At 65.0% G+C, this 21224-nt stretch carries 33 protein-coding genes; 26 read left to right on the plus strand and 7 right to left on the minus strand.

All coding sequences use genetic code 11. From position 1 onward, the window contains the following. Positions 1–45 precede the first annotated feature (45 nt). Positions 46–453, plus strand: a complete 408-nt coding sequence (locus tag D6860_RS21860; protein ID WP_076623404.1) for a universal stress protein — start codon at positions 46–48, stop codon at positions 451–453. Positions 454–475: 22 nt separating this feature from the next. Here the strand turns inward: D6860_RS21860 and D6860_RS21865 are convergent, their stop codons facing one another. Next, a complete protein-coding gene (locus D6860_RS21865) occupies positions 476–1060 on the minus strand; it encodes a hypothetical protein (protein WP_229743288.1) in 585 nt (194 codons plus the stop codon). Between the two features lie 179 nt (positions 1061–1239). On the opposite strand from D6860_RS21865, the gene D6860_RS21870 reads away from it, so the two are divergent. The 12 genes from D6860_RS21870 (at position 1240) to D6860_RS25390 (ending at position 8776) form a co-directional block, all read left to right on the plus strand. After that, the gene (locus D6860_RS21870) at positions 1240–1887 is read left to right on the plus strand and encodes a hypothetical protein (protein ID WP_076623405.1); all 648 of its coding nucleotides are present in this window, start codon (positions 1240–1242) and stop codon (positions 1885–1887) included. A 162-nt stretch (positions 1888–2049) separates the two neighbouring features. Continuing rightward, the gene (tuf, locus tag D6860_RS21875; protein ID WP_017467314.1) at positions 2050–3225 is read left to right on the plus strand and encodes an elongation factor Tu; all 1176 of its coding nucleotides are present in this window, start codon (positions 2050–2052) and stop codon (positions 3223–3225) included. A gap of 225 nt (positions 3226–3450) precedes the next feature. Next, a complete protein-coding gene (gene rpsJ / locus D6860_RS21880) occupies positions 3451–3756 on the plus strand; it encodes a 30S ribosomal protein S10 (protein ID WP_017467315.1) in 306 nt (101 codons plus the stop codon). A gap of 14 nt (positions 3757–3770) precedes the next feature. After that, positions 3771–4613 carry a 50S ribosomal protein L3 gene (gene rplC, locus D6860_RS21885; RefSeq protein WP_076623415.1) on the plus strand — a complete coding sequence of 281 codons (843 nt, stop codon included), beginning with the start codon at positions 3771–3773 and terminating at the stop codon, positions 4611–4613. Continuing rightward, the gene (gene rplD / locus D6860_RS21890) at positions 4610–5227 is read left to right on the plus strand and encodes a 50S ribosomal protein L4 (protein WP_076623416.1); all 618 of its coding nucleotides are present in this window, start codon (positions 4610–4612) and stop codon (positions 5225–5227) included. Before rplC ends, rplD begins: the two co-directional genes overlap by 4 nt. Next, the gene (locus D6860_RS21895; protein ID WP_076623417.1) at positions 5224–5520 is read left to right on the plus strand and encodes a 50S ribosomal protein L23; all 297 of its coding nucleotides are present in this window, start codon (positions 5224–5226) and stop codon (positions 5518–5520) included. Before rplD ends, D6860_RS21895 begins: the two co-directional genes overlap by 4 nt. Positions 5521–5884: 364 nt before the next feature. Next, entirely contained in the window at positions 5885–6727 is an 843-nt protein-coding gene (rplB, locus tag D6860_RS21900; protein WP_076623418.1) for a 50S ribosomal protein L2, read from the plus strand. Positions 6728–6730: 3 nt separating this feature from the next. After that, positions 6731–7009 (plus strand): 30S ribosomal protein S19, encoded by a 279-nt coding sequence (rpsS, locus tag D6860_RS21905; RefSeq protein WP_008883583.1) that lies wholly within the window; start codon positions 6731–6733, stop codon positions 7007–7009. A gap of 3 nt (positions 7010–7012) precedes the next feature. Then, entirely contained in the window at positions 7013–7393 is a 381-nt protein-coding gene (gene rplV, locus D6860_RS21910) for a 50S ribosomal protein L22 (protein WP_017467395.1), read from the plus strand. Next, a complete protein-coding gene (rpsC, locus tag D6860_RS21915) occupies positions 7393–8103 on the plus strand; it encodes a 30S ribosomal protein S3 (protein ID WP_017467396.1) in 711 nt (236 codons plus the stop codon). Before rplV ends, rpsC begins: the two co-directional genes overlap by 1 nt. A 13-nt stretch (positions 8104–8116) precedes the next feature. Continuing rightward, positions 8117–8530, plus strand: coding sequence for a 50S ribosomal protein L16 (rplP, locus tag D6860_RS21920; RefSeq protein ID WP_017467397.1), 414 nt, complete (start codon positions 8117–8119; stop codon positions 8528–8530). Between the two features lie 87 nt (positions 8531–8617). Continuing rightward, positions 8618–8776: a hypothetical protein gene (locus D6860_RS25390; RefSeq protein WP_017467398.1), complete on the plus strand. Its 159-nt coding sequence runs from the start codon at positions 8618–8620 to the stop codon at positions 8774–8776. 6 nt (positions 8777–8782) lie between these two features. Here the strand turns inward: D6860_RS25390 and D6860_RS21925 are convergent, their stop codons facing one another. Next, positions 8783–9502 carry a hypothetical protein gene (locus tag D6860_RS21925; RefSeq protein WP_076623419.1) on the minus strand — a complete coding sequence of 240 codons (720 nt, stop codon included), beginning with the start codon at positions 9500–9502 and terminating at the stop codon, positions 8783–8785. A 100-nt stretch (positions 9503–9602) separates the two neighbouring features. Between D6860_RS21925 and D6860_RS21930 the strand changes: the two genes are divergently transcribed. Beyond that, positions 9603–10223, plus strand: coding sequence for a 2OG-Fe(II) oxygenase family protein (locus D6860_RS21930; RefSeq protein ID WP_076623420.1), 621 nt, complete (start codon positions 9603–9605; stop codon positions 10221–10223). Positions 10224–10331: 108 nt separating this feature from the next. Here the strand turns inward: D6860_RS21930 and D6860_RS21935 are convergent, their stop codons facing one another. Beyond that, positions 10332–10712, minus strand: coding sequence for a hypothetical protein (locus tag D6860_RS21935; protein ID WP_076623421.1), 381 nt, complete (start codon positions 10710–10712; stop codon positions 10332–10334). Between the two features lie 263 nt (positions 10713–10975). Between D6860_RS21935 and rpmC the strand changes: the two genes are divergently transcribed. From rpmC to D6860_RS21995, 12 genes are all read left to right on the plus strand, one after another. Beyond that, positions 10976–11182, plus strand: coding sequence for a 50S ribosomal protein L29 (rpmC, locus tag D6860_RS21940; protein WP_017469264.1), 207 nt, complete (start codon positions 10976–10978; stop codon positions 11180–11182). 12 nt (positions 11183–11194) lie between these two features. Beyond that, on the plus strand, positions 11195–11425 hold the full coding sequence (gene rpsQ, locus D6860_RS21945; RefSeq protein ID WP_076623422.1) for a 30S ribosomal protein S17: 231 nt from the start codon (positions 11195–11197) through the stop codon (positions 11423–11425). Between the two features lie 74 nt (positions 11426–11499). Then, positions 11500–11868, plus strand: coding sequence for a 50S ribosomal protein L14 (gene rplN, locus D6860_RS21950; RefSeq protein ID WP_017467111.1), 369 nt, complete (start codon positions 11500–11502; stop codon positions 11866–11868). After that, positions 11868–12179, plus strand: a complete 312-nt coding sequence (gene rplX, locus D6860_RS21955; RefSeq protein ID WP_017467112.1) for a 50S ribosomal protein L24 — start codon at positions 11868–11870, stop codon at positions 12177–12179. The genes rplN and rplX overlap by 1 nt, the downstream gene beginning before the upstream one ends. Further along, on the plus strand, positions 12172–12732 hold the full coding sequence (gene rplE / locus D6860_RS21960) for a 50S ribosomal protein L5 (RefSeq protein ID WP_017467113.1): 561 nt from the start codon (positions 12172–12174) through the stop codon (positions 12730–12732). The genes rplX and rplE overlap by 8 nt, the downstream gene beginning before the upstream one ends. 12 nt (positions 12733–12744) lie before the next feature. Continuing rightward, positions 12745–13050, plus strand: a complete 306-nt coding sequence (rpsN, locus tag D6860_RS21965; protein WP_017467114.1) for a 30S ribosomal protein S14 — start codon at positions 12745–12747, stop codon at positions 13048–13050. Between the two features lie 12 nt (positions 13051–13062). Continuing rightward, on the plus strand, positions 13063–13455 hold the full coding sequence (gene rpsH / locus D6860_RS21970) for a 30S ribosomal protein S8 (RefSeq protein ID WP_017467115.1): 393 nt from the start codon (positions 13063–13065) through the stop codon (positions 13453–13455). Between the two features lie 12 nt (positions 13456–13467). Continuing rightward, complete coding sequence (gene rplF, locus D6860_RS21975; RefSeq protein ID WP_017467116.1) at positions 13468–14001, plus strand: 50S ribosomal protein L6; 534 nt, start codon at positions 13468–13470, stop codon at positions 13999–14001. A gap of 12 nt (positions 14002–14013) precedes the next feature. After that, positions 14014–14376: a 50S ribosomal protein L18 gene (gene rplR, locus D6860_RS21980; protein ID WP_017467117.1), complete on the plus strand. Its 363-nt coding sequence runs from the start codon at positions 14014–14016 to the stop codon at positions 14374–14376. Between the two features lie 188 nt (positions 14377–14564). Next, positions 14565–15140, plus strand: a complete 576-nt coding sequence (rpsE, locus tag D6860_RS21985) for a 30S ribosomal protein S5 (protein ID WP_017467118.1) — start codon at positions 14565–14567, stop codon at positions 15138–15140. A 5-nt stretch (positions 15141–15145) separates the two neighbouring features. Further along, positions 15146–15334: a 50S ribosomal protein L30 gene (rpmD, locus tag D6860_RS21990; RefSeq protein ID WP_017467119.1), complete on the plus strand. Its 189-nt coding sequence runs from the start codon at positions 15146–15148 to the stop codon at positions 15332–15334. 95 nt (positions 15335–15429) lie between these two features. Next, complete coding sequence (locus D6860_RS21995; RefSeq protein WP_076623423.1) at positions 15430–16326, plus strand: serine hydrolase domain-containing protein; 897 nt, start codon at positions 15430–15432, stop codon at positions 16324–16326. 84 nt (positions 16327–16410) lie between these two features. Here D6860_RS21995 and D6860_RS22000 read toward each other — a convergent pair whose 3' ends face one another. The 4 genes from D6860_RS22000 to D6860_RS22015 form a co-directional block, all read right to left on the minus strand. Next, positions 16411–17199 carry an amino acid ABC transporter ATP-binding protein gene (locus tag D6860_RS22000; protein WP_017467331.1) on the minus strand — a complete coding sequence of 263 codons (789 nt, stop codon included), beginning with the start codon at positions 17197–17199 and terminating at the stop codon, positions 16411–16413. A 12-nt stretch (positions 17200–17211) separates the two neighbouring features. After that, positions 17212–18528, minus strand: coding sequence for an amino acid ABC transporter permease (locus D6860_RS22005; protein ID WP_017467330.1), 1317 nt, complete (start codon positions 18526–18528; stop codon positions 17212–17214). 3 nt (positions 18529–18531) lie between these two features. Beyond that, on the minus strand, positions 18532–19950 hold the full coding sequence (locus tag D6860_RS22010) for an amino acid ABC transporter permease (RefSeq protein ID WP_076623424.1): 1419 nt from the start codon (positions 19948–19950) through the stop codon (positions 18532–18534). Positions 19951–20117: 167 nt separating this feature from the next. Further along, positions 20118–21137, minus strand: a complete 1020-nt coding sequence (locus D6860_RS22015) for an amino acid ABC transporter substrate-binding protein (protein ID WP_017468364.1) — start codon at positions 21135–21137, stop codon at positions 20118–20120. Between the last annotated feature and the right edge of the window lie 87 nt (positions 21138–21224).

Below are 21224 nucleotides of genomic sequence, written 5' to 3' on the forward strand. Positions count from 1 at the left end.
CTTAGGGATAGGTATCTTCATGCCAGGAAGAAAGGAGGCCACCTCATGTACAAGAATATCCTGGTCCCCATCGCATTCGACAGTGACGCCAAGGCGGAGGCGGCCATGGCGGTGGCCAAGCAGTTGGCTGCCGACGATTCGGAGATCACCCTGCTGCACGTGATGGAGCATATCCCCGGCTACGCGATCAGCTACATGCCGCCGGATTACCTCAAGCAGTCCCGCGACGCGATCCAGTCCGAGCTCGACGCGATGGCGGCGAAGTTCGGTCAAGCCAAGGGGCTGGTGGTCGAGGGACACTCGGGCCGCACCATCCTCGATTTTGCCGAGGACAACGGCATCGACCTCATCGTCGTGGCGTCGCACCGGCCGGGCATGGGCGACATGCTGCTGGGCTCGACGGCGACACAGGTCGTGCGTCACGCGAACTGCGCGGTGCACGTCCTGCGCTGAGCGATCCCGAGCGGCGGCGGCCTCAGCGCGCCGCCGCCATCCCGCCGGCGCGCAGGCGCTTGCGTTTGAACACCTCCTGCCGGGGCAGCCACGGATACTTGTGATCCTCGGTCACCGCGCCCCAGTAGAGCTCGCCGCCGTAGCGCCACGGGTCGAGCACGATGCCGTCGTACATGCTGTCGCCCGGCGCGGTCACCACGACCGTGCTGTGCTCGATGCGGAACGCGTTCTCGGAGTTGGCGATGGCGCGCTGCAACTCGAGCGTCGTGAACCCTTCCTGCCGCAAGCGGGCCTCGAGGTCGTCGGCCCACTGGTAGCAGAGGCCGCGCGGCTTGATCCCCTGGTTCACCTTGATGTTGTGGATGTAGGGCGGATCCTCGATCTCGTAGCGCACCGCCAGTCGCAGCGGGTAGTCATAGGCGATCTGCGCGGCCCGGCGGGCCTCGGCCGGGTCGATGTCGGGTCCGAGCGCGGTGATTTCACGCGCAAGCTCGGCGATGTCGCCGTCGCTGGGGCGCGGCAATTCGTGCGGGGGCGGCGTGGCGCAGCCGGCGACAAGCAAGGTCGCGAGCAGCAGGACAAGGGCGGTAAAGGCGCGTGGCAGCAAGGAAATCGGTCCGGTCCGGTTGCAGGATGTCCTACGATCTTGGCGCGCGCGGCCGGCAAGGCAAGGGCAGAGCGCGCGACGGCGCGTCGGCGTGTCCCCGGGGCCGCAGCATCACTGCATTTGCGCGCGGGGGGCCGCTGCGCTATCCCTGCGCGGCACCCCAGCCCGCAGGAGGCCCCATGTTCCGTCTGATCCCCGTTCTCGGCCTCGTTCTCGGCCTTGCCGCCTGCGCGAACGGCCAGCGCGATCTCGAGAAGCAGGCCGACCCGTTGGGAGATTTCAAGCTCGGACACGCGGCGGTGGTCGCGCCCAACATCGTCAAGGGCCCCGTCTCGCGCGAGGCCAGTCCCGAGGAGTGGATCGACGAGGTCGACGCCGCGATCGAGGAGCGCTTCCGCCGCTACGACGGGGAAAAGTTCTACCATCTCGGCATCAGCATCGAGGGCTACGTGCTGGCGCAGCCCGGCGTGCCGCTGGTCTTCAGCCCGAAGTCGGCGCTGATCGTGCGGGTGACGGTGTGGGACGACGCCACCCAGACCAAGCTGAACGCCGAGCCCGAGCAGATCACCGCCCTCGAGTCGTTCTCGGCCGAGACGGTCGTGGGCTCCGGCGTCACCCAGTCCAAGGCCGAGCAGATGCGCAACCTGTCGGTCAACGTGGCGCTCCAGATCGAGAAGTGGATGCGGCGGAAGCAGCGCGAGGAAGGCTGGTTCGGTGGCCCCGAGGCCAACGCCACCGCCTCCGCACCCGCCATGGCGCCCGCGCCGGAGGCCGGGGCCGAGGATCCTGCCGAAGCGGACGACGCGCCCGCCGACGCGGCGAGTTGACGCTCCGCGGCGCGCGGGGCGTGCCAAACCCGTTGCAGAGCGCGCTTTCCCGCCGCGTCCGGCGCATCAACCGCTTGATTTTCCCGTTGCAAGCCAATAAACGGCCCGCGATGCAAAACCGGGTCACTTGGGGCCCCTGAAAAGGCGAGGCGTCTTAAGAAGATGGCAAAGGAAAAGTTTGAGCGCGGCAAACCGCACTGCAACATCGGCACGATCGGTCACGTTGACCACGGCAAGACGACGCTGACGGCGGCGATCACGAAGTACTTCGGTGACTTCCGTGCGTACGACCAGATCGACGGCGCGCCGGAAGAGAAGGCCCGCGGCATCACGATCTCGACCGCCCACGTCGAGTACGAGACCGAGAACCGCCACTACGCGCACGTCGACTGCCCCGGCCACGCCGACTACGTGAAGAACATGATCACGGGTGCGGCCCAGATGGACGGCGCGATCCTCGTGGTGAACGCGGCTGACGGCCCGATGCCGCAGACGCGCGAGCACATCCTGCTCGGCCGCCAGGTGGGCATCCCCGCGATGGTCGTGTTCCTGAACAAGGTCGACCAGGTGGACGACGAGGAGCTCCTCGAGCTCGTCGAGATGGAAGTCCGCGAGCTGCTGTCCGAGTACGACTTCCCGGGCGACGACATTCCGATCATCGCGGGCTCGGCGCTTGCGGCGATGGAAGGCCGTGATCCCGAGATCGGCGAAGAGAAGATCAAGGAACTGATGGCGGCCGTGGATGAGTACATCCCGCAGCCCGAGCGCGCTGTCGACCAGCCGTTCCTGATGCCGATCGAGGACGTGTTCTCGATCTCCGGCCGCGGCACGGTTGTGACCGGTCGTGTCGAGCGTGGCGTGATCAACGTCGGCGACGAGATCGAGATCGTGGGTATCCGCGACACCAAGAAGACGACCTGCACCGGTGTGGAAATGTTCCGCAAGCTGCTGGACCGTGGTGAAGCGGGCGACAACATCGGCGCGCTGCTTCGCGGTGTGGACCGTGAAGGCGTCGAGCGTGGCCAGGTTCTCTGCAAGCCGGGTTCGGTGACGCCGCACACGAAGTTCGAAGCCGAGGTCTACATCCTGACCAAGGAAGAAGGTGGCCGTCACACGCCGTTCTTCGCGAACTACCGTCCGCAGTTCTACTTCCGGACCACCGACGTGACCGGCACCGTGACCCTCCCCGAGGGCACCGAGATGGTCATGCCGGGCGACAACCTGAAGTTCGAGGTCGAGCTGATCGCCCCGATCGCGATGGAAGACGGCCTGCGCTTCGCCATCCGTGAAGGCGGCCGCACCGTCGGCTCCGGCGTCGTCTCGAAAATCCTCGAGTGATTTCGGAAGCATCGCCCTTCGGGGCGATGCGCTGATCCGTCATCCCCTAAAGGGGCTTGACTCGCAGTCCGCCCGGCACTATCCGGCGCGCCTGCAAGGATTTCTGGACGGGTGCTTCGGCGCCCGTCTGCTTTAAGGGGGCCCCGCCTCCGACCGGGTTCGACGAGGGTGCAGGGTGGTCCTGTCTCCTCCTCTCAACTCAAATGCCAATAACAGGACTGTTCGATGAACCAGAACATCCGTATCCGGCTCAAGGCGTTCGATTACCGCGTGCTCGATGCCAGCACCCAGGAAATCGTCAACACCGCCAAGCGGACCGGCGCGCAAGTGCGCGGACCGATCCCGCTGCCGAACAAGATCGAGAAATTCACCGTTCTTCGTGGCCCCCACGTGAACAAGAAATCCCGCGACCAGTTCGAGATCCGCACCCACAAGCGGCTGCTCGACATCGTGGACCCGACCCCGCAGACGGTGGACGCGCTCATGAAGCTCGACCTCGCCGCCGGCGTGGATGTCGAGATCAAGGTGTAAGGAGGGCAGACGTCATGATGCGCTCTGGAGTCATCGCAAAGAAAGTCGGCATGACCCGGCTTTTCATGGAAGACGGCAAGCAGGTTCCTGTGACCGTTCTCCAACTCGAAGGTTGCCAGGTCGTGGCACAGCGGACCGCGGACAAGGACGGCTACACCGCCGTTCAGCTCGGTTCCGGCTCGATCAAGGCAAAGAACGTCTCGAAGCCCATGCGTGGCCACTTCGCCGTTGCCAAGGTTGAACCGAAGCGGAAGATCGCGGAATTCCGCGTCGACGCCGAGAACCTGATCAAGGTCGGCGAAGAGATCACCGCGGACCACTACTTCGAAGGCCAGTTCGTCGACGTCGCGGGCACGACCATCGGTAAAGGCTTCGCCGGCCCGATGAAGCGCCACAACTTCGGCGGTCTGCGGGCCTCGCACGGCGTGTCGATCTCGCACCGTTCGCACGGTTCGACCGGCCAGTGTCAGGATCCGGGCAAGGTCTTCAAGGGCAAGAAGATGGCGGGCCACATGGGCGCCGTCCGTGTCACCACCCAGAACCTGCAGGTCGTCAAGACCGACGCGACCCGTGGCCTGATCATGATCAAGGGCGCGGTTCCGGGTTCGAAAGGTGGCTGGGTGACCATCAAGGACGCCGTCAAGAAGCCGTTCCCCGAGAACGCCATTCTGCCGGCAGCGCTGAAGTCCGCAGCTGACGAAGCCGCGAAAGCCGCCGAGGAAGCCGCCGCACAGGCCGCCGCCGAGGAAGCCGCAGCAGCCGAGGCCGCCGCCAAGGAGCAGGCAGCAGCCGAAGCAGAGGCCCTGAAGGAAGCGGAAGCTGAAATCCAGGCCGAGAAGAAGGAAGGCGACGAATGAAACTCGACGTGATCAACCTGGACGGCTCCGCCGCGGGCGAGGTCGAGGTGACGGACGCGATCTTCGATCTCGAGCCGCGCGCCGACATCCTGCACCGGGTCGTCCGCTGGCAGCGCAACAAGGCGCAGGCCGGTACGCACAAGGTCAAGACCCGCTCGGAAGTGAGCTACTCGACCAAGAAGATCTACCGCCAGAAGGGCACCGGTGGCGCACGCCACGGCTCGCGCAAGGCGCCGATCTTCCGCAAGGGTGGTATCTACAAGGGTCCGACCCCGCGCAGCCACGCGCATGATCTTCCCAAGAAGATCCGCGCTCTGGGTCTGAAGATGGCCCTGTCGGCCAAGGCGAAGTCGGGCGCCCTCGTGGTGATCGACAACACCGAAGCCGAAGGCAAGACCAAGGCCCTCGCGGCGCAGGTGAAGAGCCTGGGCTGGAAGCGTGCCCTGATCATCGACGGCGCCTCGGTCAACGAGAACTTCGCTCGTGCCGCGGCCAACATCGACGGTCTCGACGTGCTCCCCAGCATGGGTGCGAACGTGTATGACATCCTCAAGCGTGACACGCTGGTGCTCACGAAGGCGGGTGTCGAAGCTCTGGAGGCTCGACTGAAATGAGTGCGAAGCCCGAACATTACGACGTGATCCGCAAGCCGGTCATCACCGAGAAGTCCACTATGGCGTCCGAGCACGGCGCGGTGGTCTTCGAAGTGGCGATCGACGCGACGAAACCCCAGGTGAAAGAGGCCGTCGAGGCGCTCTTTGATGTCAAGGTCAAGGCCGTGAACACCTCCATCACCAAGGGCAAGGTCAAGCGGTTCCGGGGCCAGATCGGCCGCCGGAACGACGTGAAGAAGGCCTACGTGACCCTCGAAGAGGGCAACACGATCGACGTGTCGACCGGCCTCTGAGCCCGGTGGGGCAGGCGCCCCGCTGAACTTAATTGGAAGGGCCCCCGCAGCGCTGCGGGGGCCTTTTCTCTTGTGAAGCCACTCCCGACAGCGCTTGGATATCGTCGCCCTTTCGGCCCACGTGCGGCAAACCGGGCGCTTTCGCCCGTGTGCCCTTGACCGGCAGGGCGACGATCTCTAAAGGGGGGCATCCGCAACAGCCCCGGATTCGTCCGGGGCTTCGCGTTTTGTCCGGGGCGTCGTCCCGGGGCATCGAACCGGGCACCTTCGGGGGCCTACACGACCGGCCACCTGCGGACGCACAGTCGAGGGGGCTAACACATAGGGTGGATCCTCCACCCGTCTGCAAACGGAAGACAGAAGCATGGCACTCAAGTCGTACAAACCGACGACGCCGGGCCAGCGCGGGCTGGTGCTGATCGACCGTTCGGAGCTGTACAAAGGACGTCCCGTCAAGGCCCTCACCGAGGGTCTGACGAAGAAGGGCGGCCGTAACAACACCGGACGGATCACTGCACGCCGCCGCGGCGGTGGCGCAAAGCGTCTCTACCGGATCGTCGATTTCAAGCGGAACAAGATCGACGTGAACGGCATCGTCGTTCGCATCGAATACGACCCCAACCGCACCGCCTTCATCGCGCTCGTCCAGTATGACGACGGCGAACAGGCCTACATCCTCGCGCCGCAGCGTCTCGCCATCGGCGACAAGATCGTGGCAAGCGCGAAGGCGGACATCAAGCCGGGCAACGCGATGCCGTTCTCGGGCATGCCGATCGGCACGATCGTCCACAACATCGAGCTGAAGCCGGGCAAGGGCGGTCAGATCGCACGCGCCGCGGGCACCTACGCCCAGTTCGTCGGCCGTGACGGCGGCTACGCCCAGATCCGCCTGTCCTCGGGCGAGCTGCGGATGGTGCGTCAGGAATGCATGGCCACCGTCGGTGCCGTGTCGAACCCCGACAACAGCAACCAGAACTTCGGCAAGGCCGGCCGCACCCGCCACATGGGCAAGCGTCCGTCGGTCCGTGGTGTCGTGATGAACCCGATCGACCACCCGCACGGTGGTGGTGAGGGCCGGACCTCCGGTGGCCGTCACCCGGTGACGCCCTGGGGCAAGCCGACCAAGGGCAAGCGCACCCGCAACACCAACAAGGCGTCGCAGAAGCTCATCATCCGCTCGCGCCACGCCAAGAAGAAGGGTCGCTAACATATGTCGCGCTCTGTTTGGAAAGGCCCTTTCGTCGATGCCTACGTCCTCAAGAAGGCCGAGAAGGTTCGCGAAAGCGGCAAGAACGAAGTTATCAAGATCTGGTCGCGTCGCTCGACGATCCTGCCCCAGTTCGTGGGCCTGACGTTCGGCGTCTACAACGGCCAGAAGCACGTTCCGGTGAACGTGTCGGAAGACATGATCGGTCAGAAATTCGGTGAATACGCGCCGACCCGCACCTACTACGGGCACGCGGCCGACAAGAAAGCCAAGAGGAAGTAAGCCATGGGCAAGGATAAGAATCCCCGCCGCGTGGCGGACAACGAGGCGATGGCAAAGCTCCGCATGCTGCGTACGTCGCCGCAGAAGCTGAACCTGGTGGCCGCGCTGATCCGTGGCAAGAAGGTCGAAAAGGCCCTTACGGACCTGACCTTCTCGAAAAAGCGGATCGCCGTGGACGTGAAGAAGTGCCTTCAGTCCGCCATTGCGAATGCCGAGAACAACCACGGTCTTGACGTCGACGAGCTCGTCGTCGCCGAGGCGTACGTGGGCAAGAACCTTGTGATGAAGCGTGGCCGTCCCCGGGCACGTGGTCGCTTCGGCCGCATCAACAAGCCGTTCTCGGAAATCACCATCAAGGTGCGCCAGATCGAGGAGCAAGCCTAATGGGTAACAAGACCAATCCGATCGGCATGCGCCTCCAGGTCAACCGCACCTGGGACAGCCGCTGGTACGCCGACACCAAGGACTACGGTGACCTGCTTCTGGAAGACATCGCGATCCGCGAGTTCATCCACGAAGAGTGCAAGCAGGCCGGCGTTGCCCGTGTCATCATCGAGCGCCCGCACAAGAAGTGCCGCGTGACGGTTCACACCGCACGTCCGGGTGTCATCATCGGCAAGAAAGGCGCGGACATCGAAGTCCTGCGCAAGAAGCTGTCGAAGATGACCGACTCCGAGCTGCACCTCAACATCGTCGAGGTTCGCAAGCCCGAGCTGGACGCACGTCTGGTGGGCGAGAACATCGCACAGCAGCTCGAGCGTCGTGTGTCGTTCCGTCGTGCCATGAAGCGCGCGGTGCAAAACGCCATGCGCATGGGCGCGCTCGGCATCCGGGTGAACGTCGCCGGCCGTCTGGGCGGTGCCGAGATCGCACGGACCGAGTGGTATCGCGAAGGTCGTGTGCCCCTGCACACCCTGCGCGCCGATATCGATTACGCCAACGTCGAAGCCACGACCCCCTATGGTATCATCGGGATCAAGGTCTGGATCTTCAAAGGCGAGATCATGGAGCACGACCCGGCAGCCCGCGACCGCAAGTCGCAGGAAATCCAGGATGGTCCGGCTCCGCGCGGCGCCATGGGCGGCCGTCGCTGAGGAGGCTTGAACAATGCTGCAACCGAAACGCACAAAATTCCGCAAGATGCAGAAGGGCCGGATCAAGGGCGAAGCCAAGGGCGGCTCTGATCTGAACTTCGGTCACTACGGTCTGAAGGCTCTTCAGCCCGAGCGCGTCACCGCGCGCCAGATCGAGGCGGCCCGTCGTGCCATGACGCGTCACATGAAGCGTCAGGGCCGGGTCTGGATCCGTATCTTCCCGGATACCCCCGTGACCTCCAAGCCCACCGAAGTCCGGATGGGTAAGGGTAAGGGCTCGGTCGACTTCTGGGCCTGCAAGGTGAAGCCTGGCCGCGTGATGTTCGAGATCGACGGCGTCGCCGAGGACATCGCCCGCGAGGCGCTGCGCCTGGCCGCGATGAAGCTGCCGATCAAGACCCGCGTGGTCGTCCGCGAGGACTGGTAAACCGCTGCGGTGGGCCGATGGCCCGCCGATTGAATTGGACCTCCGCCGAGAGATCGGCGGAGGTCTTTTCTTTTCCGGGAGACTGACATGTTCTGGATCTTGCGCCGGCTGGTGCTTGTTCTTGCCGTGATCGTCGGGTTCTGGGCCGGGCGATCCTACGAGCAATATCTCGACGACGCCGCCTGCGACGATCTTGGCGGTTCGCTGGACGGGGGCGAGGCACAGATCTGCGTCGTTCCCGGCTGAGCGGGATCAGTGCGGAAAGATCGGCGCCATGGCGCTTTCGAAGCGCGCCCATGTCATGGTCGCGCGGTTGCCCGCATGGCCGTGGTAATGCGACCGGCCCGACGCGGTCGGCAGGCCGGCCCAGATCCGGGCCAGGTTGTGCATGAAGCTGCGGCGCGTGATGTTGCCGCGCCGCATGTCGTCGAGCCCCGCATCGAGGAGCAGCAGGTCCGCGAGCCTGTCCTGAACGCCGGGGGTGAACCGTGTCCGACGGTCGAGACCGAGCCGATTCACCAGCATCCGCAGCGTGTCCGGAATGAACTGGTAACGGCCGATGGCGTGCGGCTGGCCCGGCGTGGCGGCGATCCATGCGAAGATCTCGTCGAGGGTCATCGCCGTGGGGCGTTTCGGCGGCCGCCTGCGGGCGCCGTGCTGGACCGCGTCGTATCCGTCAGGCCCGGCCTCGGCCCGTGCGATGATGTCGCGAATGCGCGCGTTGACGCTATCCCCACCGATCCGGTGGGGCAGGCTGGTGGGCTCAAGAACTGCCGAGAACAGGCCCCCCTCTGCCCGCCCGGCGAACAGGCTCGCGCCCGAGGTCCCGGCGCCCGATCGCACCGGGATCAGCGGCTGTGCCTGCTGCAAGAGGGGCTTGCGCGCGACGCGCGACGACAACAGCGGTTCGGCGCCCATCGCGGGCGGCGCGAGGGCCAGGCCCAGGGACAGTGGCAACAGAAGACGGGTCATTCTGACCTTTCGACGAGAGAGACAGCCCGAGGTCTCGCACAGCGAGGTTGAGACTTCGTTGCCTCTCGCCAGATCCCGCGACTCGCGCTATGAGGCGGGCATGTCCCAGATCCGCTCCCTCTTCGCGACCCGCCTCTACCGTGCGCAGCTCTCCGAGCAGGCGCCCGCCATCGACACCGACGAGCTCGAAGCCTCCTGCTGGTCCATCGCCGAGGATGACGAGGCGGGGCAGGAATGGTGCGAGGCGAACGGCTATCCGGGATACACATCGTATGCCTCGCTGACGGACCTGCCGTGGCGCTTCCCGATCTTCGCCGATCTCGTCGCGGCGCTCGACAAGCATGTCATGGCCTTTGCCGAGGATCTCGAGTTCGATCTCGGGGAGAAGACGCTGGTGCTGGAGGACCTCTGGATCAACATCCTGCCCGAGGGCGGCACGCATTCGTCGCACATTCACCCGCACTCCGTGATCTCGGGCACGACCTATGTCGCCATGCCCGACGGCACATCGGCGCTGAAGCTCGAGGACCCGCGGCTGGGCTACATGATGGCCGCGCCCGCGCGTCGAAAGGGCTGCCGGGAGGAACTGAAGACCTTCATCTACGAGGCGCCCAAGGTCGGTGATGTGCTGTTGTGGGAAAGCTGGCTGCGCCACGAAGTGCCGCCGAACATGTCCGAGGAAGAGCGGATCTCGGTCAGCTTCAACTACAAGTGGGAGTGAAGGACGGGCCGGCCCGGGCCCGGCAAACGCTCCGGGGGAGCGTTTGAGGTTCGAACGGACGGAGCCCGCTGGTCCGGGCTCCTGGCCATTTACGGGGCTGGTGCGGCCCTAGAGCACCATGGACGGGAGCTGGTGGCATTTTGCGCTGACGTCGCGCGCATCGCCCCCGAGCGCCTGCCATCTTGCGCGGAGCCCCTCGACCTTCGCGGTCTGGCGCGGGCTCCAGGGAGCGGTCTCGTCTTCGCCCAGGTAGACCGCCATCAGGATCGCGCTCGCCCGGACAAAGGCAATCTCGTCCTCGGTGCAGAGGCGTTTCGCCTCGGCGCTGTCGAGCGATGCAAGCTCGGTCCGAATCTCGCGCGCCATCGTTGGAGAGAGCGGAAGCCCCTCGAGGTCGGCGGGCAGGGCAGTCGCGACCGGCGTGGCGGTCGGCTGGCAGGCGATAAGCGCTGCCGTGAGCAGCAGTGCGACGGGGATGCGGATGGGCATGACGATCTCCGAGACTGGACTTTCCCGAAGCAGGGTCGCATGTTGCAGGCAGTGGTCGCATTGCGCGGCATCAACCAACGGGCCCGGCGCCGCTCTCGCGTCTTCGACGTGCTGCCGTAGCGCGCACGGGGGCGCGGCCTTTGCCCCTTGCTTTGTAGGGCGAACACGCCTATACGGCGCCTTCATCCACCTCCACCGGGAATCAGGGTGACCCACGTAACGATGGGGCCCTCCGGTGATGTTGCAACGAAGGAGCGACCGCTATGGACGCCAAAGAGCTCAGCTCGAAGACCCCGGACCAGCTCCGGGACGAGCTTCTCGCCCTGAAGAAGGAGGCCTTCAACCTCCGCTTCCAGAAGGCCACCGGCCAACTCGAGAACACCGCGCGCATCCGTCAGGTGCGCCGCGACGTGGCACGCGTCAGCACCGTGCTCAACCAGAAAGCCGCCGCTGCGGCGTCTGCGGAATAAGGAGTTTAACCCATGCCCAAGCGTATCCTGCAAGGCACCGTGACCTCCACCGCGAACGCGCAGACCGTGACGGTCCAGGTGGTCCGCCGCTTCAAGCACCCCGTGCTGCAGAAGACCATCAAGAAGTCGAAGAAATACCGCGCTCACGACGAGGCGGGAAAGTTCGCAGTCGGCGATATGGTCCGCATCATCGAATGCGCGCCGAAGTCGAAGACGAAACGCTGGGAAGTGATCGCCGAATAAGGCATCCCATCCCGGTTTGATCGAAACCCTGGGGGGTAGACCAAGAACAACCCCCAAAGGTCGGGAGAAACCACATGATCCAGATGCAGACCAATCTGGATGTCGCTGACAACTCCGGTGCCCGGAAAGTTCAGTGCATCAAGGTCCTCGGCGGCTCGCATCGCCGCTACGCATCGGTCGGCGACATCATCGTCGTCTCGGTGAAAGAGGCCATTCCGCGCGGCCGCGTGAAGAAGGGTGACGTCCGCAAGGCCGTCGTCGTGCGCACCGCCAAGGAAGTTCGTCGCGAAGACGGCACCTCCATCCGCTTCGACCGCAACGCGGCCGTCATCCTCAACAACAGCAACGAGCCGGTCGGCACCCGTATCTTCGGGCCGGTGGTTCGCGAGCTGCGCGCGAAGAACTTCATGAAGATCATCTCGCTTGCTCCGGAGGTGCTCTGATGGCTGCCAAGCTGAAAAAAGGTGACAAGGTCATCGTCCTGTCCGGCAAGGACAAGGGCAAGACCGGGACCATCGAAAGCGTTAGCCCGAAGGCCGGCAAGGCCGTCGTCGGCGGCGTGAACATGGCCGTTCGTCACACGCGCCAGAGCCAGACGTCGCAGGGCGGCCGTCTGCCGCAGGCGATGCCGATCGACCTCAGCAACCTTGCCATCGTCGATGCCAACGGCAAGCCGACCCGCGTCGGTTTCCGCATGGACGGCGACAAGAAGGTTCGCTTCGCCAAGACCACGGGGGACGTGATCGATGCTTGATACCGCAAACTACACCCCGCGTCTGCGCGCTCAGTTCCGCGACGAGATCAAGGCCAAGCTCAAGGAAGAGTTCGGCTACAAGAACGACATGCAGATCCCGCGTCTGGACAAGATCGTTCTGAACATCGGCTGCGGTGCCGAGGCCGTGAAGGACTCGAAAAAGGCGAAATCGGCCCAGGAAGACCTGAGCAAGATCGCCGGCCAGATGGCTGTCACCACGAAGGCCAAGAAGTCGATCGCCGGCTTCCGTGTTCGTGAAGAGATGCCGCTTGGCGCCAAGGTGACCCTGCGTGGTGACCGGATGTATGATTTCCTCGACCGCCTGATCGGTATCGCGATGCCCCGCATCCGCGACTTCCGTGGCGTGAAGCCGGCCTTCGACGGCCGCGGCAACTTCGCCATGGGCATCAAGGAACACATCGTCTTCCCCGAGATCGAATTCGACAAGGTCGATGAAGTCTGGGGCATGGACATCATCATCACCACCACCGCGGCAACCGACGCGGAAGCCAAGGCGCTGTTGAAGCATTTCAACATGCCCTTCAACGCCTGAGGAGCGAGACACATGGCCAAGAAATCCATGATCGAACGCGAGAAGAAGCGCCAGGCGCTGGTGGAGAAGTATGCCGCCAAGCGTGCCGCGCTCAAAGAGATCGCGACCGACGAAAGCAAATCGATGGAAGAGCGCTTCAAGGCACGCCTCGAGCTTGCGAAGCTGCCGCGCAATTCCTCGCCGACCCGCCTGCACAACCGGTGCCAGCTCACGGGCCGTCCGCACGCATACTACCGCAAGCTCAAGGTCAGCCGTATCGCCCTGCGCGATCTCGGTTCCAACGGCCTTGCGCCCGGTCTCGTGAAATCGAGCTGGTAAGGAGGGTACGAGATGAACGATCCTATCGGCGATATGCTCACCCGTATCCGTAACGCCCAGCTTCGTGGCAAGTCGGTCGTTTCGACCCCGGCCTCGAAACTGCGCGCCTGGGTGCTCGACGTGCTCGCGGACGAAGGTTACATCCGCGGCTACGAGTCCGGGACCGGTGCAAACGGTCACCCGACGCTCGAGATCAGCCTGAAGTACTTCGACGGCACCCCCGTCATTCGCGAACTGCAGCGGGTCTCGACCCCCGGCCGTCGCGTCTACATGGGTGTCAAGGACATCCCCACCGTCCGCCAGGGCCTGGGTGTGTCGATTGTCAGCACGCCGAAGGGCGTGATGTCGGACGCAAACGCCCGCGCTGCCAATGTCGGCGGCGAGGTGCTCTGCACGGTATTCTAAGGAGGGACGTCCATGTCTCGTATTGGGAAAAGGCCGGTCGAGCTGCCCTCGGGTGTTTCCGCATCCGTCAGCGGCCAGACCGTCGAAGTGAAGGGCCCGAAAGGCGCCCAGACCTTCACCGCAACCGACGATGTCACCATCGCGGTCGAGGAAAACGCTGTCTCCGTGACGCCGCGCGGCAATTCCAAGCGCGCGCGCCAGCAGTGGGGCATGTCGCGCACCATCGTCGCGAACATGGTGCACGGCGTTCAGAACACCTTCAAGAAAGAGCTCGAGATCCAGGGCGTGGGTTACCGCGCGCAGGTCCAGGGCCAGGTCCTGAAGCTGAACCTCGGCTACAGCCATGACGTCGACTTCGCCATCCCCGAAGGCATCACGGTCACCACGCCGAAGCCGACCGAGGTGATTGTCGAGGGGCACAATGCACAGCAGGTCGGTCAGGTCGCGGCGAACATCCGCGACTGGCGCCGCCCCGAGCCCTACAAAGGCAAGGGTATTCGCTACAAGGGCGAATACATCTTCGCCAAGGAAGGCAAGAAGAAGTAAGGACGCGGAACAATGGCAAACAGCAAACTGCAACTGTTCCAGAAGCGCCGTCTGCGCGTCCGGAACAAGCTTCGCAAGGTCAACGCCGGCCGCGTGCGGCTGTCGGTGCACCGGTCGAACAAGAACATCAGCGTTCAGCTGATCGACGACGTGCAGGGCGTGACCCTGGCATCCGCCTCCACCATGGAGAAGGATCTCGGCGTCGTCGGCAACGGTGCAAACGTCGAGGCCGCCCAGAAGGTGGGTGCCCTCATCGCCGAGCGCGCCAAGAAAGCCGGTGTGGAAGAAGCCTACTTCGACCGTGGCGGCTTCCTGTATCACGGTCGCGTCAAGGCACTCGCCGACGCCGCGCGTGAAGCCGGGCTGAAGCTCTGAGAAACGGTAGGGTGGGCGGTTTCCGCCCACCCTGCGTCATGCCGGGCCTCGTGCCCGCAGGCGGGCTTCGGCCCTCCATCCCGAAAGCGTAGGCGGCAACGCCTCGATGATCCGGGCCCCAAGGGGCACCTGGATTGGAAAACGCAAGGCGCGCCCCGGCGTGCCGACCCTGAACAAAGGAATGCCAGATGGCAGAACGTGACAACCGCCGGAACCGTCGCGACCGCGACGAGACCCCGGAATTTGCCGATCGCCTTGTCGCGATCAACCGTGTGTCGAAGACCGTGAAGGGCGGCAAGCGCTTCGGGTTCGCCGCGCTCGTCGTCGTCGGCGACCAGAAGGGCCGCGTCGGCTTCGGCAAGGGCAAGGCCAAGGAGGTCCCCGAGGCCATCCGCAAGGCCACCGAGCAGGCGAAGCGCAAAATGATCCGCGTGCCGCTGCGCGAAGGCCGCACGCTGCACCACGACATGAACGGACGCCACGGCGCCGGTCGCGTCGTCCTGCGCACCGCATCGCAAGGTACCGGTATCATTGCCGGTGGTCCGATGCGTGCCGTCTTCGAGATGCTCGGCGTGCACGACGTGGTCGCCAAGTCGATCGGGTCGCAGAACCCCTACAACATGATCCGTGCCACGCTCGACGCGCTGACCAAGGAACAGTCGCCCCGCAACGTCGCCCAGCGTCGTGGCAAGAAGGTGGCCGACATCCTGCCGAAGCGTGACGAAGCGCCGGCGGAATCGACCCAAGTCGCTGAGGAGGCCTGAGATCCATGGCTAAGACGATCGTCGTGAAGCAGGTCGGTTCGCCGATCCGCCGCCCCGCAGTCCAGCGTCAGACGCTGGTTGGCCTGGGCCTGAACAAGATGCACAAGACCCGCGAGCTCGAGGACACCCCCGCCGTGCGCGGCATGGTTGCCAAGATCCCGCACCTGGTCGAGATCATCGAAGAGCGCGGCTGACCCAGCCGTCCGCTTTTGGAACTGGAAGCACCCCGGAGCCGTCTCCGGGGTGCTTTTCTTTTGGGCCCGCTACCGCTTCGATGCTAGGCAGGGCCATGTCGGACACCGGCCACATTCACTCCTGCCTGATCCGCTCGGATGGCCGCGCAGAGACGCTCGGCGACCCGGCGCTGCTGTTCCCCTACTGGAGCTTCACGAAAACGGTGATCGCCGTCTGCGCCCTGCGGCTTGAAGAGCAGGGCCGGCTGTCGCTCGACGATACGGTTGCGGATCGGAGCATCACGCTCGGGCAGTGCCTCACCCATACCGCCGGTCTGCCGGACTACGGCGCGCTGCCGGCCTACCACCGCGCGGTCGCTGGCGGTGAGGCACCCTGGCCCCGGGACCGGCTGCTCAGCGAGGCGCTGGCGCAGGGGGCGCTGTTCTCGCCGGGGCAGGGGTGGCGCTACTCGAACATCGGCTATCTCTTCGCCCGCGAGCATCTCGAGGCTGTCTCCGGATGCGGCCTCGACACGCTGGTGCGGCAAGAGATCACCGCACCGCTGGGGCTCCACAGCGTTGTCCTGGCGACGACGCCCGAGAGCTTCGCCGCAGTCTGCTGGCCCGAGGCCGCGGGATACCACCCCGGCTGGGTGTATCACGGCTGTCTTGTCGGGACGGCGGGTGATGCCGCGCGGCTTCTGCACGCCCTTTTCGCAGGCGCGCTGGTCCAGCGCAAGACGCTTGCACGGATGATGACGCCGCACCCGGTGGGCGGGGTATTGCCGGGAAGGCCATGGACAACATGTGGCTACGGGATCGGGCTCATGGCTGGCGAGGCCGGTGCCTCCGGGCGCGTGATCGGTCATTCCGGCGCCGGGCCCTTCAGCGTGAATGCGGTCTACCACTTCCCCGATGTCGTGGAACCGGTCACGGTCGCCTGCTTCACCGATGGCCGGGACGAGGGTGTCGCGGAGTTCGAGGCGGTGCGCCTTGCCGGAGGGTGCGCCTGAAGCAAGAGGGGCGGCGCGCCCGGAACGAAACAGGGCGCCCGCGTCGGCGGGCGCCCGATGTCACGGTCGGCTTCGACCGTCAGGTCAGTGCCCGAGGATCTGGCTCAAGAACAGCTTCGTGCGCTCGTGCTGCGGGTTGTTGAAGAACTCCCGTGGCTCGTTCTGCTCGACGATCTGGCCGGCGTCCATGAAGATCACCCGGTTCGCAACTGCCTGCGCAAAGCCCATCTCGTGGGTGACGCAGAGCATGGTCATGCCTTCCTCGGCGAGCGACACCATGGTGTCGAGCACCTCCTTGATCATCTCCGGGTCGAGCGCCGAGGTGGGCTCGTCGAAGAGCATGATGCGGGGCTTCATGCAGAGCGATCGGGCGATGGCGACGCGCTGCTGCTGACCGCCGGAGAGCTGGCCGGGGTACTTGTGGGCCTGCTCGGGGATCTTCACCTTCTCGAGGAAGTGCATGGCCGTGGCCTCGGCTTCCTTCTTCGGCACCTTGCGCACCCAGATCGGGGCGAGGGTGCAGTTCTCGAGGATCGTGAGGTGCGGGAAGAGGTTGAAGTGCTGGAACACCATCCCGACCTCGGACCGGATCTTGTCGATGTTCTTGAGGTCGTTGCCGAGCTCGGTGCCGTCCACCACGATCTTGCCGGCCTGGTGTTCCTCGAGGCGGTTGATGCAGCGGATCATCGTCGATTTGCCGGAGCCCGAGGGCCCGGCGATGACGATCCGCTCGCCGCGATGCACGGTCAGGTCGATGTCGCGCAGCACGTGGAAGCTGCCAAACCACTTGTTCATCTTGGTGATCTGGATGGCCACCTCGTCGGACACCTGCATGGCGCTGCGGTCGACGGTCTCGGTCGCTTGTTGTTGCATGATCAGGTCTCCTTAGCGGTGCTCACGACGGAGCTTTTTCTCGAGGAAGAGCGAATAGCGGCCCATGCTGAAACAGAACACGAAGAAGCAGAGGCCGATGAAGACGAAGAGCTCCCAGTAGATGCCGTTCCAGTCGGTGCTGGCGCGGATCGAGTTCGACAGCCCGATGGGATCGAGCAGGCCGATGAAGACCACCAGCGTGGTGTCCTTGAAGAGCCCGATGAAGGTGTTGACGATCCCGGGGATCGAGATCTTGAGCGCCTGCGGCAGGATGATCAGCCGCATCGACTTCCAGTAGTCGAGCCCCAGCGCGTCGGCTGCCTCGTATTGCCCCTTGGCAAGCGCGGCGAGACCGCCCCGCACAACCTCGGCGATGTAGGCCGACGAAAACAGCGTCACCATGATGATGACCCGCAGCATCAGGTCGAAGTTGGTGCCCGGCGGCAGAAAGTAGTTCAGCAGCAGCGAGGCGGTGAAAAGCCAGACGATCAGCGGCACGCCCCGGATGATCTCGATGAAGATGACCGAGCACTTGTTGATGATGAAGAGGTCCGACTGCCGTCCCAGCGCCAGCACGACGCCCAGCGGCAGCGACAGGATGATGCCCGAGACGCCGATGATCGTGGCGAGCATGAAGCCCCCGATCTCGTTGCTCTCGACGTTGACCAGCCCGATGGGGAGCGCCGCGCCGAGCGCGTTGATCAGCGGACCGGCGAGGAACAGCCAGTAGAGGATGGGCACCACGATGGCGAGGATCACGCCACCAAGCGCGCCGATGGCCGGACCCACGAAGCGGACGACAGCCCAGCCCAGCACGAAGCCGAAGGCCACGACCAGCGGGCCCCAGATGGTGCCGCCCCAGATCAGCCAGTAGAGCACGAAGGGCGCCGCGAGCGACAGCCACAGCAGCTTGCGCGGCAGCGACGAGAACAGCACTGGCGTGATGGCGGCGAGGAACAGCACGAAGGCAAGGATCGGCCGCCAGTAGAGCTCGGGCGGGTAGAAGCCGAACAGCAGCTGGTTCCAGCGCTCGGAGATCACCGCCCAACAGGCGACCGAGGCGTCGGCACCGTAGATCTCGTCACGGATCTCGCGGCACTGTGCAAGGCTGTCCGCGTCCCAGATGCCGAAGACGGCCCAGGGCAGCAGGTGGCTCAGCACCGCCCAGATCACCCACAGCGACACCACCGTCAGGATGACGTTGAGCGGTGTCGACAGCATGTTCTGGTGGATCCACTTGTAGGCGCCGGACTGCGAGAGCGGGGGCTCGCGCTGTTCGACCATGGAGTCGCGCACGTAGGCGACGGTTTCGGCGTGTGTATCGCTCATCGCTCAGCGCTCCTTCAGTTTGACCGACGCGTTGTAGATGTTCATCGCGCTCGAAATGAGCAGGCTCAGCACGAGGTAGAACAGGCCCAGCAGCAGCATCCCCTCGAGCTCGCGGCCGGTCTGGTTGATGGTGATGCCGCCAAGCGTGGAGCGCGCGTCCATGTAGCCCACGGCGATGGCGAGCGAGCTGTTCTTGGTGAGGTTGAGATACTGCGAGATGAGCGGCGGGATGATGACCCGCAGCGCCTGCGGCAGGATCACGAGGTTCATCGTCGTGCCGGGGCGGAGACCGAGCGCATAGGCGGCCTCGGTCTGGCCCTTGTTGATGGCGAGGATGCCGCCGCGCACGATCTCGGCGATGAAGGCGCCGGTATAGAGCGCCAGCGCCAGCCACAGGGCGATCAGCGAGTTGCGCAGGTGCAGGCCGCCGTCGAAGTTGAAGCCGCCCAGCACCGGCTTGTCGAGCTGTGCGCCGAGCCCGATCAGCACGGCGATCAGGGGGATCAGGATCAGGCCGATCTGGTAGGGCAGGGTGGTCGGGCGCTTGCCGGTGGCCTCCTGCTTCTCGGTGGCCTTCCGGCCGATGATGCGGGCGCCGATGAAGCCCGCCACGAGCACGGCGAGGATCAGGAGCCAGTCCCAGGCCGAGCTCGACGGGATGATCTCCCCGTCACCGGCGGCGGCCGTGTCGGACGTTTCCTCCTCCGCGGTGTCGTCCTGACCTGTCGACACGCCGGCGCCGCCGGTGGCGATGCGGCTGCCGCCGTAGGTGCCGGTCATGCCGGTGGTGCCACCCGTGCTTTCGGGCTCTTCCGGTTCAGGGGCGACAACCTCGTTGCCGCCCAGCGAGCGGGTGAAGGTCAGGTTCGGAATGTAGACGCCCCGGTTGGTGATCGCGACGCTTTCGGACATCAGCATCGAAGGCCCGTCGTCACTGCGGAAGGCGCGGGGGGCGTTCGTCGCCTCGGTCATCAGCGCGAAGATCAGCACGATCCAGAGCAGCAGCGGCACGTTGCGGAAGCCTTCGACGTAGACCGCCATCAGCCGCGACACGAGCCAGTTGTTGGACAGCCTGAGAACGCCTGCGATGACCCCGAGCACAGTGGCAAGAGCGCAGCCCAGGAAAGCCACGAGCAAAGTGTTCAGGATGCCGACAAGGGCGGCCCGCCCGTGCGTGCTCTGGCTGTCGTACTCGATCAGGCGCTGGTTGATGTCGTATCCCGACGGCTGCGTGAGAAAGCCGAAATCGAAGTCCTTGCCGAGCGTCTGGAGGTTCTCGACCGTGTTGGTCACGAGCCACGAGAACAGCAGCATCAGCAGGATCATGGCCACCACCTGGATGGTCATGGAACGATAGCGGGTGTCGTAGATGAGCTGCGACAGCCGGAAACCCCGCTCTGGCGGGTCCGTCATGGTCGACATATGTTTCTCCCCGGGCGGCTTCCGTTCTTCCTGGGCGACGGACCGGTTGATCCGGTCTCCTGCCCCTCTTCGGAAGCTCTGATTGGTGCTTGGTCGGCCCGTTTTCGGGCCCTTTGAGTTGGAAAGGGCGCGAAGGTTGCCCTCCGCGCCCCGTCAGGTGGTTCAGATCAGCGGAAGGGCGGGCTGTACATCAGGCCGCCTTCGGTCCACTGCGCGTTCAGGCCGCGCGACAGGCCGATGGGGGTGTTCTCGCCGATGGTCTTCTCGAAGATCTCGCCGTAGTTGCCGTTGGCCATGATCGCCTTCTTCGCCCAGTCGGCGTCGAGGCCGATCATCGCGCCCAGCTCACCTTCGGTGCCGAGCAGGCGGTTGATCTCGGGGTTGTCGGTTGCCGACGAGGACAGTTCCTCGATGTTGGCCGAGGTCACGCCGTATTCCTCGGCGGCGACCAGCGCGTTCAGCGTCCAGCGGACGATGTCGCCCCACTCGTTGTCGCCGTGGCGGACCAGCGGGCCGAGCGGCTCCTTCGAGATGATCTCGGGGAGGATGACGTGATCGGACGGGCTCTCGAACGAGGCGCGGGTCGCGGCGAGGCCCGAGGCGTCCGTGGTGTAGACGTCGCAGGCGCCGGCAAGATACTGCTGCTGCGCTTCGGCGTTCGTCTCGATCGGGACCGGCTCGTAGTTGATGTTGTTCACGCGGAAGAAGTCCGCGAGGTTGAGCTCGGTGGTGGTGCCGGTCTGGATGCAGACCGTGGCGCCGTCGAGTTCCTTGGCCGAGCTGACGCCCAGCTCCTTGGGAACCATGAAGCCCTGACCGTCGTAGTAGTTCACGCCGACGAACTCAAACTTGAGGTCGTTGTCGCGCGAGAAGGTCCAGGTGGTGTTGCGCGCCAGCATGTCGATCTCGCCCGAAGCCAGCGCGGTAAAGCGGGTCTGGCCGGTGGTGGGCACGAAGTCGACCGCCATGGGGTCACCCAGAACGGCAGCGGCGACCGCGCGGCAGACGGCAACGTCGAAGCCCTGCCAGACGCCGTTTGCGTCGGGGGCCGAGAAGCCGGTCAGGCCGGTGGACACGCCACAGTTCAGCGTGCCGCGCGCCTTGACGTCGTCGAGCGTCGCAGCCGAGGCAGCCCCTGCTGCCAGGCCGGCAACCGTGAGCGCGCCAAGGATTACGGTTTTCTTCATGTTAACCTCTTCCTGTTGTCCGGCCCCTGATGGGCCGGTTCCATGGCCCCCGAGGGACCGTGCTAACCGGGGACGGATGTTCCTCCC

The organism is Salipiger sp. D13 (assembly GCF_003703915.1).
GTDB classification, from domain to species: Bacteria; Pseudomonadota; Alphaproteobacteria; order Rhodobacterales; family Rhodobacteraceae; genus Salipiger; species Salipiger profundus.

What these genes read in the sequence shown, in the direction of transcription:
- D6860_RS21860 (WP_076623404.1), top strand. Translation starts at nt 46, where the DNA reads ATGTACAAGAATATCCTGGTCCCCATCGCATTCGACAGTGACGCCAAG.
- D6860_RS21870 (WP_076623405.1), top strand. Translation starts at nt 1,240, where the DNA reads ATGTTCCGTCTGATCCCCGTTCTCGGCCTCGTTCTCGGCCTTGCCGCC.
- tuf (WP_017467314.1), top strand. Translation starts at nt 2,050, where the DNA reads ATGGCAAAGGAAAAGTTTGAGCGCGGCAAACCGCACTGCAACATCGGC.
- rpsJ (WP_017467315.1), top strand. Translation starts at nt 3,451, where the DNA reads ATGAACCAGAACATCCGTATCCGGCTCAAGGCGTTCGATTACCGCGTG.
- rplC (WP_076623415.1), top strand. Translation starts at nt 3,771, where the DNA reads ATGATGCGCTCTGGAGTCATCGCAAAGAAAGTCGGCATGACCCGGCTT.
- rplD (WP_076623416.1), top strand. Translation starts at nt 4,610, where the DNA reads ATGAAACTCGACGTGATCAACCTGGACGGCTCCGCCGCGGGCGAGGTC.
- D6860_RS21895 (WP_076623417.1), top strand. Translation starts at nt 5,224, where the DNA reads ATGAGTGCGAAGCCCGAACATTACGACGTGATCCGCAAGCCGGTCATC.
- rplB (WP_076623418.1), top strand. Translation starts at nt 5,885, where the DNA reads ATGGCACTCAAGTCGTACAAACCGACGACGCCGGGCCAGCGCGGGCTG.
- rpsS (WP_008883583.1), top strand. Translation starts at nt 6,731, where the DNA reads ATGTCGCGCTCTGTTTGGAAAGGCCCTTTCGTCGATGCCTACGTCCTC.
- rplV (WP_017467395.1), top strand. Translation starts at nt 7,013, where the DNA reads ATGGGCAAGGATAAGAATCCCCGCCGCGTGGCGGACAACGAGGCGATG.
- rpsC (WP_017467396.1), top strand. Translation starts at nt 7,393, where the DNA reads ATGGGTAACAAGACCAATCCGATCGGCATGCGCCTCCAGGTCAACCGC.
- rplP (WP_017467397.1), top strand. Translation starts at nt 8,117, where the DNA reads ATGCTGCAACCGAAACGCACAAAATTCCGCAAGATGCAGAAGGGCCGG.
- D6860_RS25390 (WP_017467398.1), top strand. Translation starts at nt 8,618, where the DNA reads ATGTTCTGGATCTTGCGCCGGCTGGTGCTTGTTCTTGCCGTGATCGTC.
- D6860_RS21925 (WP_076623419.1), bottom strand. Translation starts at nt 9,502, where the DNA reads ATGACCCGTCTTCTGTTGCCACTGTCCCTGGGCCTGGCCCTCGCGCCG.
- D6860_RS21930 (WP_076623420.1), top strand. Translation starts at nt 9,603, where the DNA reads ATGTCCCAGATCCGCTCCCTCTTCGCGACCCGCCTCTACCGTGCGCAG.
- D6860_RS21935 (WP_076623421.1), bottom strand. Translation starts at nt 10,712, where the DNA reads ATGCCCATCCGCATCCCCGTCGCACTGCTGCTCACGGCAGCGCTTATC.
- rpmC (WP_017469264.1), top strand. Translation starts at nt 10,976, where the DNA reads ATGGACGCCAAAGAGCTCAGCTCGAAGACCCCGGACCAGCTCCGGGAC.
- rpsQ (WP_076623422.1), top strand. Translation starts at nt 11,195, where the DNA reads ATGCCCAAGCGTATCCTGCAAGGCACCGTGACCTCCACCGCGAACGCG.
- rplN (WP_017467111.1), top strand. Translation starts at nt 11,500, where the DNA reads ATGATCCAGATGCAGACCAATCTGGATGTCGCTGACAACTCCGGTGCC.
- rplX (WP_017467112.1), top strand. Translation starts at nt 11,868, where the DNA reads ATGGCTGCCAAGCTGAAAAAAGGTGACAAGGTCATCGTCCTGTCCGGC.
- rplE (WP_017467113.1), top strand. Translation starts at nt 12,172, where the DNA reads ATGCTTGATACCGCAAACTACACCCCGCGTCTGCGCGCTCAGTTCCGC.
- rpsN (WP_017467114.1), top strand. Translation starts at nt 12,745, where the DNA reads ATGGCCAAGAAATCCATGATCGAACGCGAGAAGAAGCGCCAGGCGCTG.
- rpsH (WP_017467115.1), top strand. Translation starts at nt 13,063, where the DNA reads ATGAACGATCCTATCGGCGATATGCTCACCCGTATCCGTAACGCCCAG.
- rplF (WP_017467116.1), top strand. Translation starts at nt 13,468, where the DNA reads ATGTCTCGTATTGGGAAAAGGCCGGTCGAGCTGCCCTCGGGTGTTTCC.
- rplR (WP_017467117.1), top strand. Translation starts at nt 14,014, where the DNA reads ATGGCAAACAGCAAACTGCAACTGTTCCAGAAGCGCCGTCTGCGCGTC.
- rpsE (WP_017467118.1), top strand. Translation starts at nt 14,565, where the DNA reads ATGGCAGAACGTGACAACCGCCGGAACCGTCGCGACCGCGACGAGACC.
- rpmD (WP_017467119.1), top strand. Translation starts at nt 15,146, where the DNA reads ATGGCTAAGACGATCGTCGTGAAGCAGGTCGGTTCGCCGATCCGCCGC.
- D6860_RS21995 (WP_076623423.1), top strand. Translation starts at nt 15,430, where the DNA reads ATGTCGGACACCGGCCACATTCACTCCTGCCTGATCCGCTCGGATGGC.
- D6860_RS22000 (WP_017467331.1), bottom strand. Translation starts at nt 17,199, where the DNA reads ATGCAACAACAAGCGACCGAGACCGTCGACCGCAGCGCCATGCAGGTG.
- D6860_RS22005 (WP_017467330.1), bottom strand. Translation starts at nt 18,528, where the DNA reads ATGAGCGATACACACGCCGAAACCGTCGCCTACGTGCGCGACTCCATG.
- D6860_RS22010 (WP_076623424.1), bottom strand. Translation starts at nt 19,950, where the DNA reads ATGTCGACCATGACGGACCCGCCAGAGCGGGGTTTCCGGCTGTCGCAG.
- D6860_RS22015 (WP_017468364.1), bottom strand. Translation starts at nt 21,137, where the DNA reads ATGAAGAAAACCGTAATCCTTGGCGCGCTCACGGTTGCCGGCCTGGCA.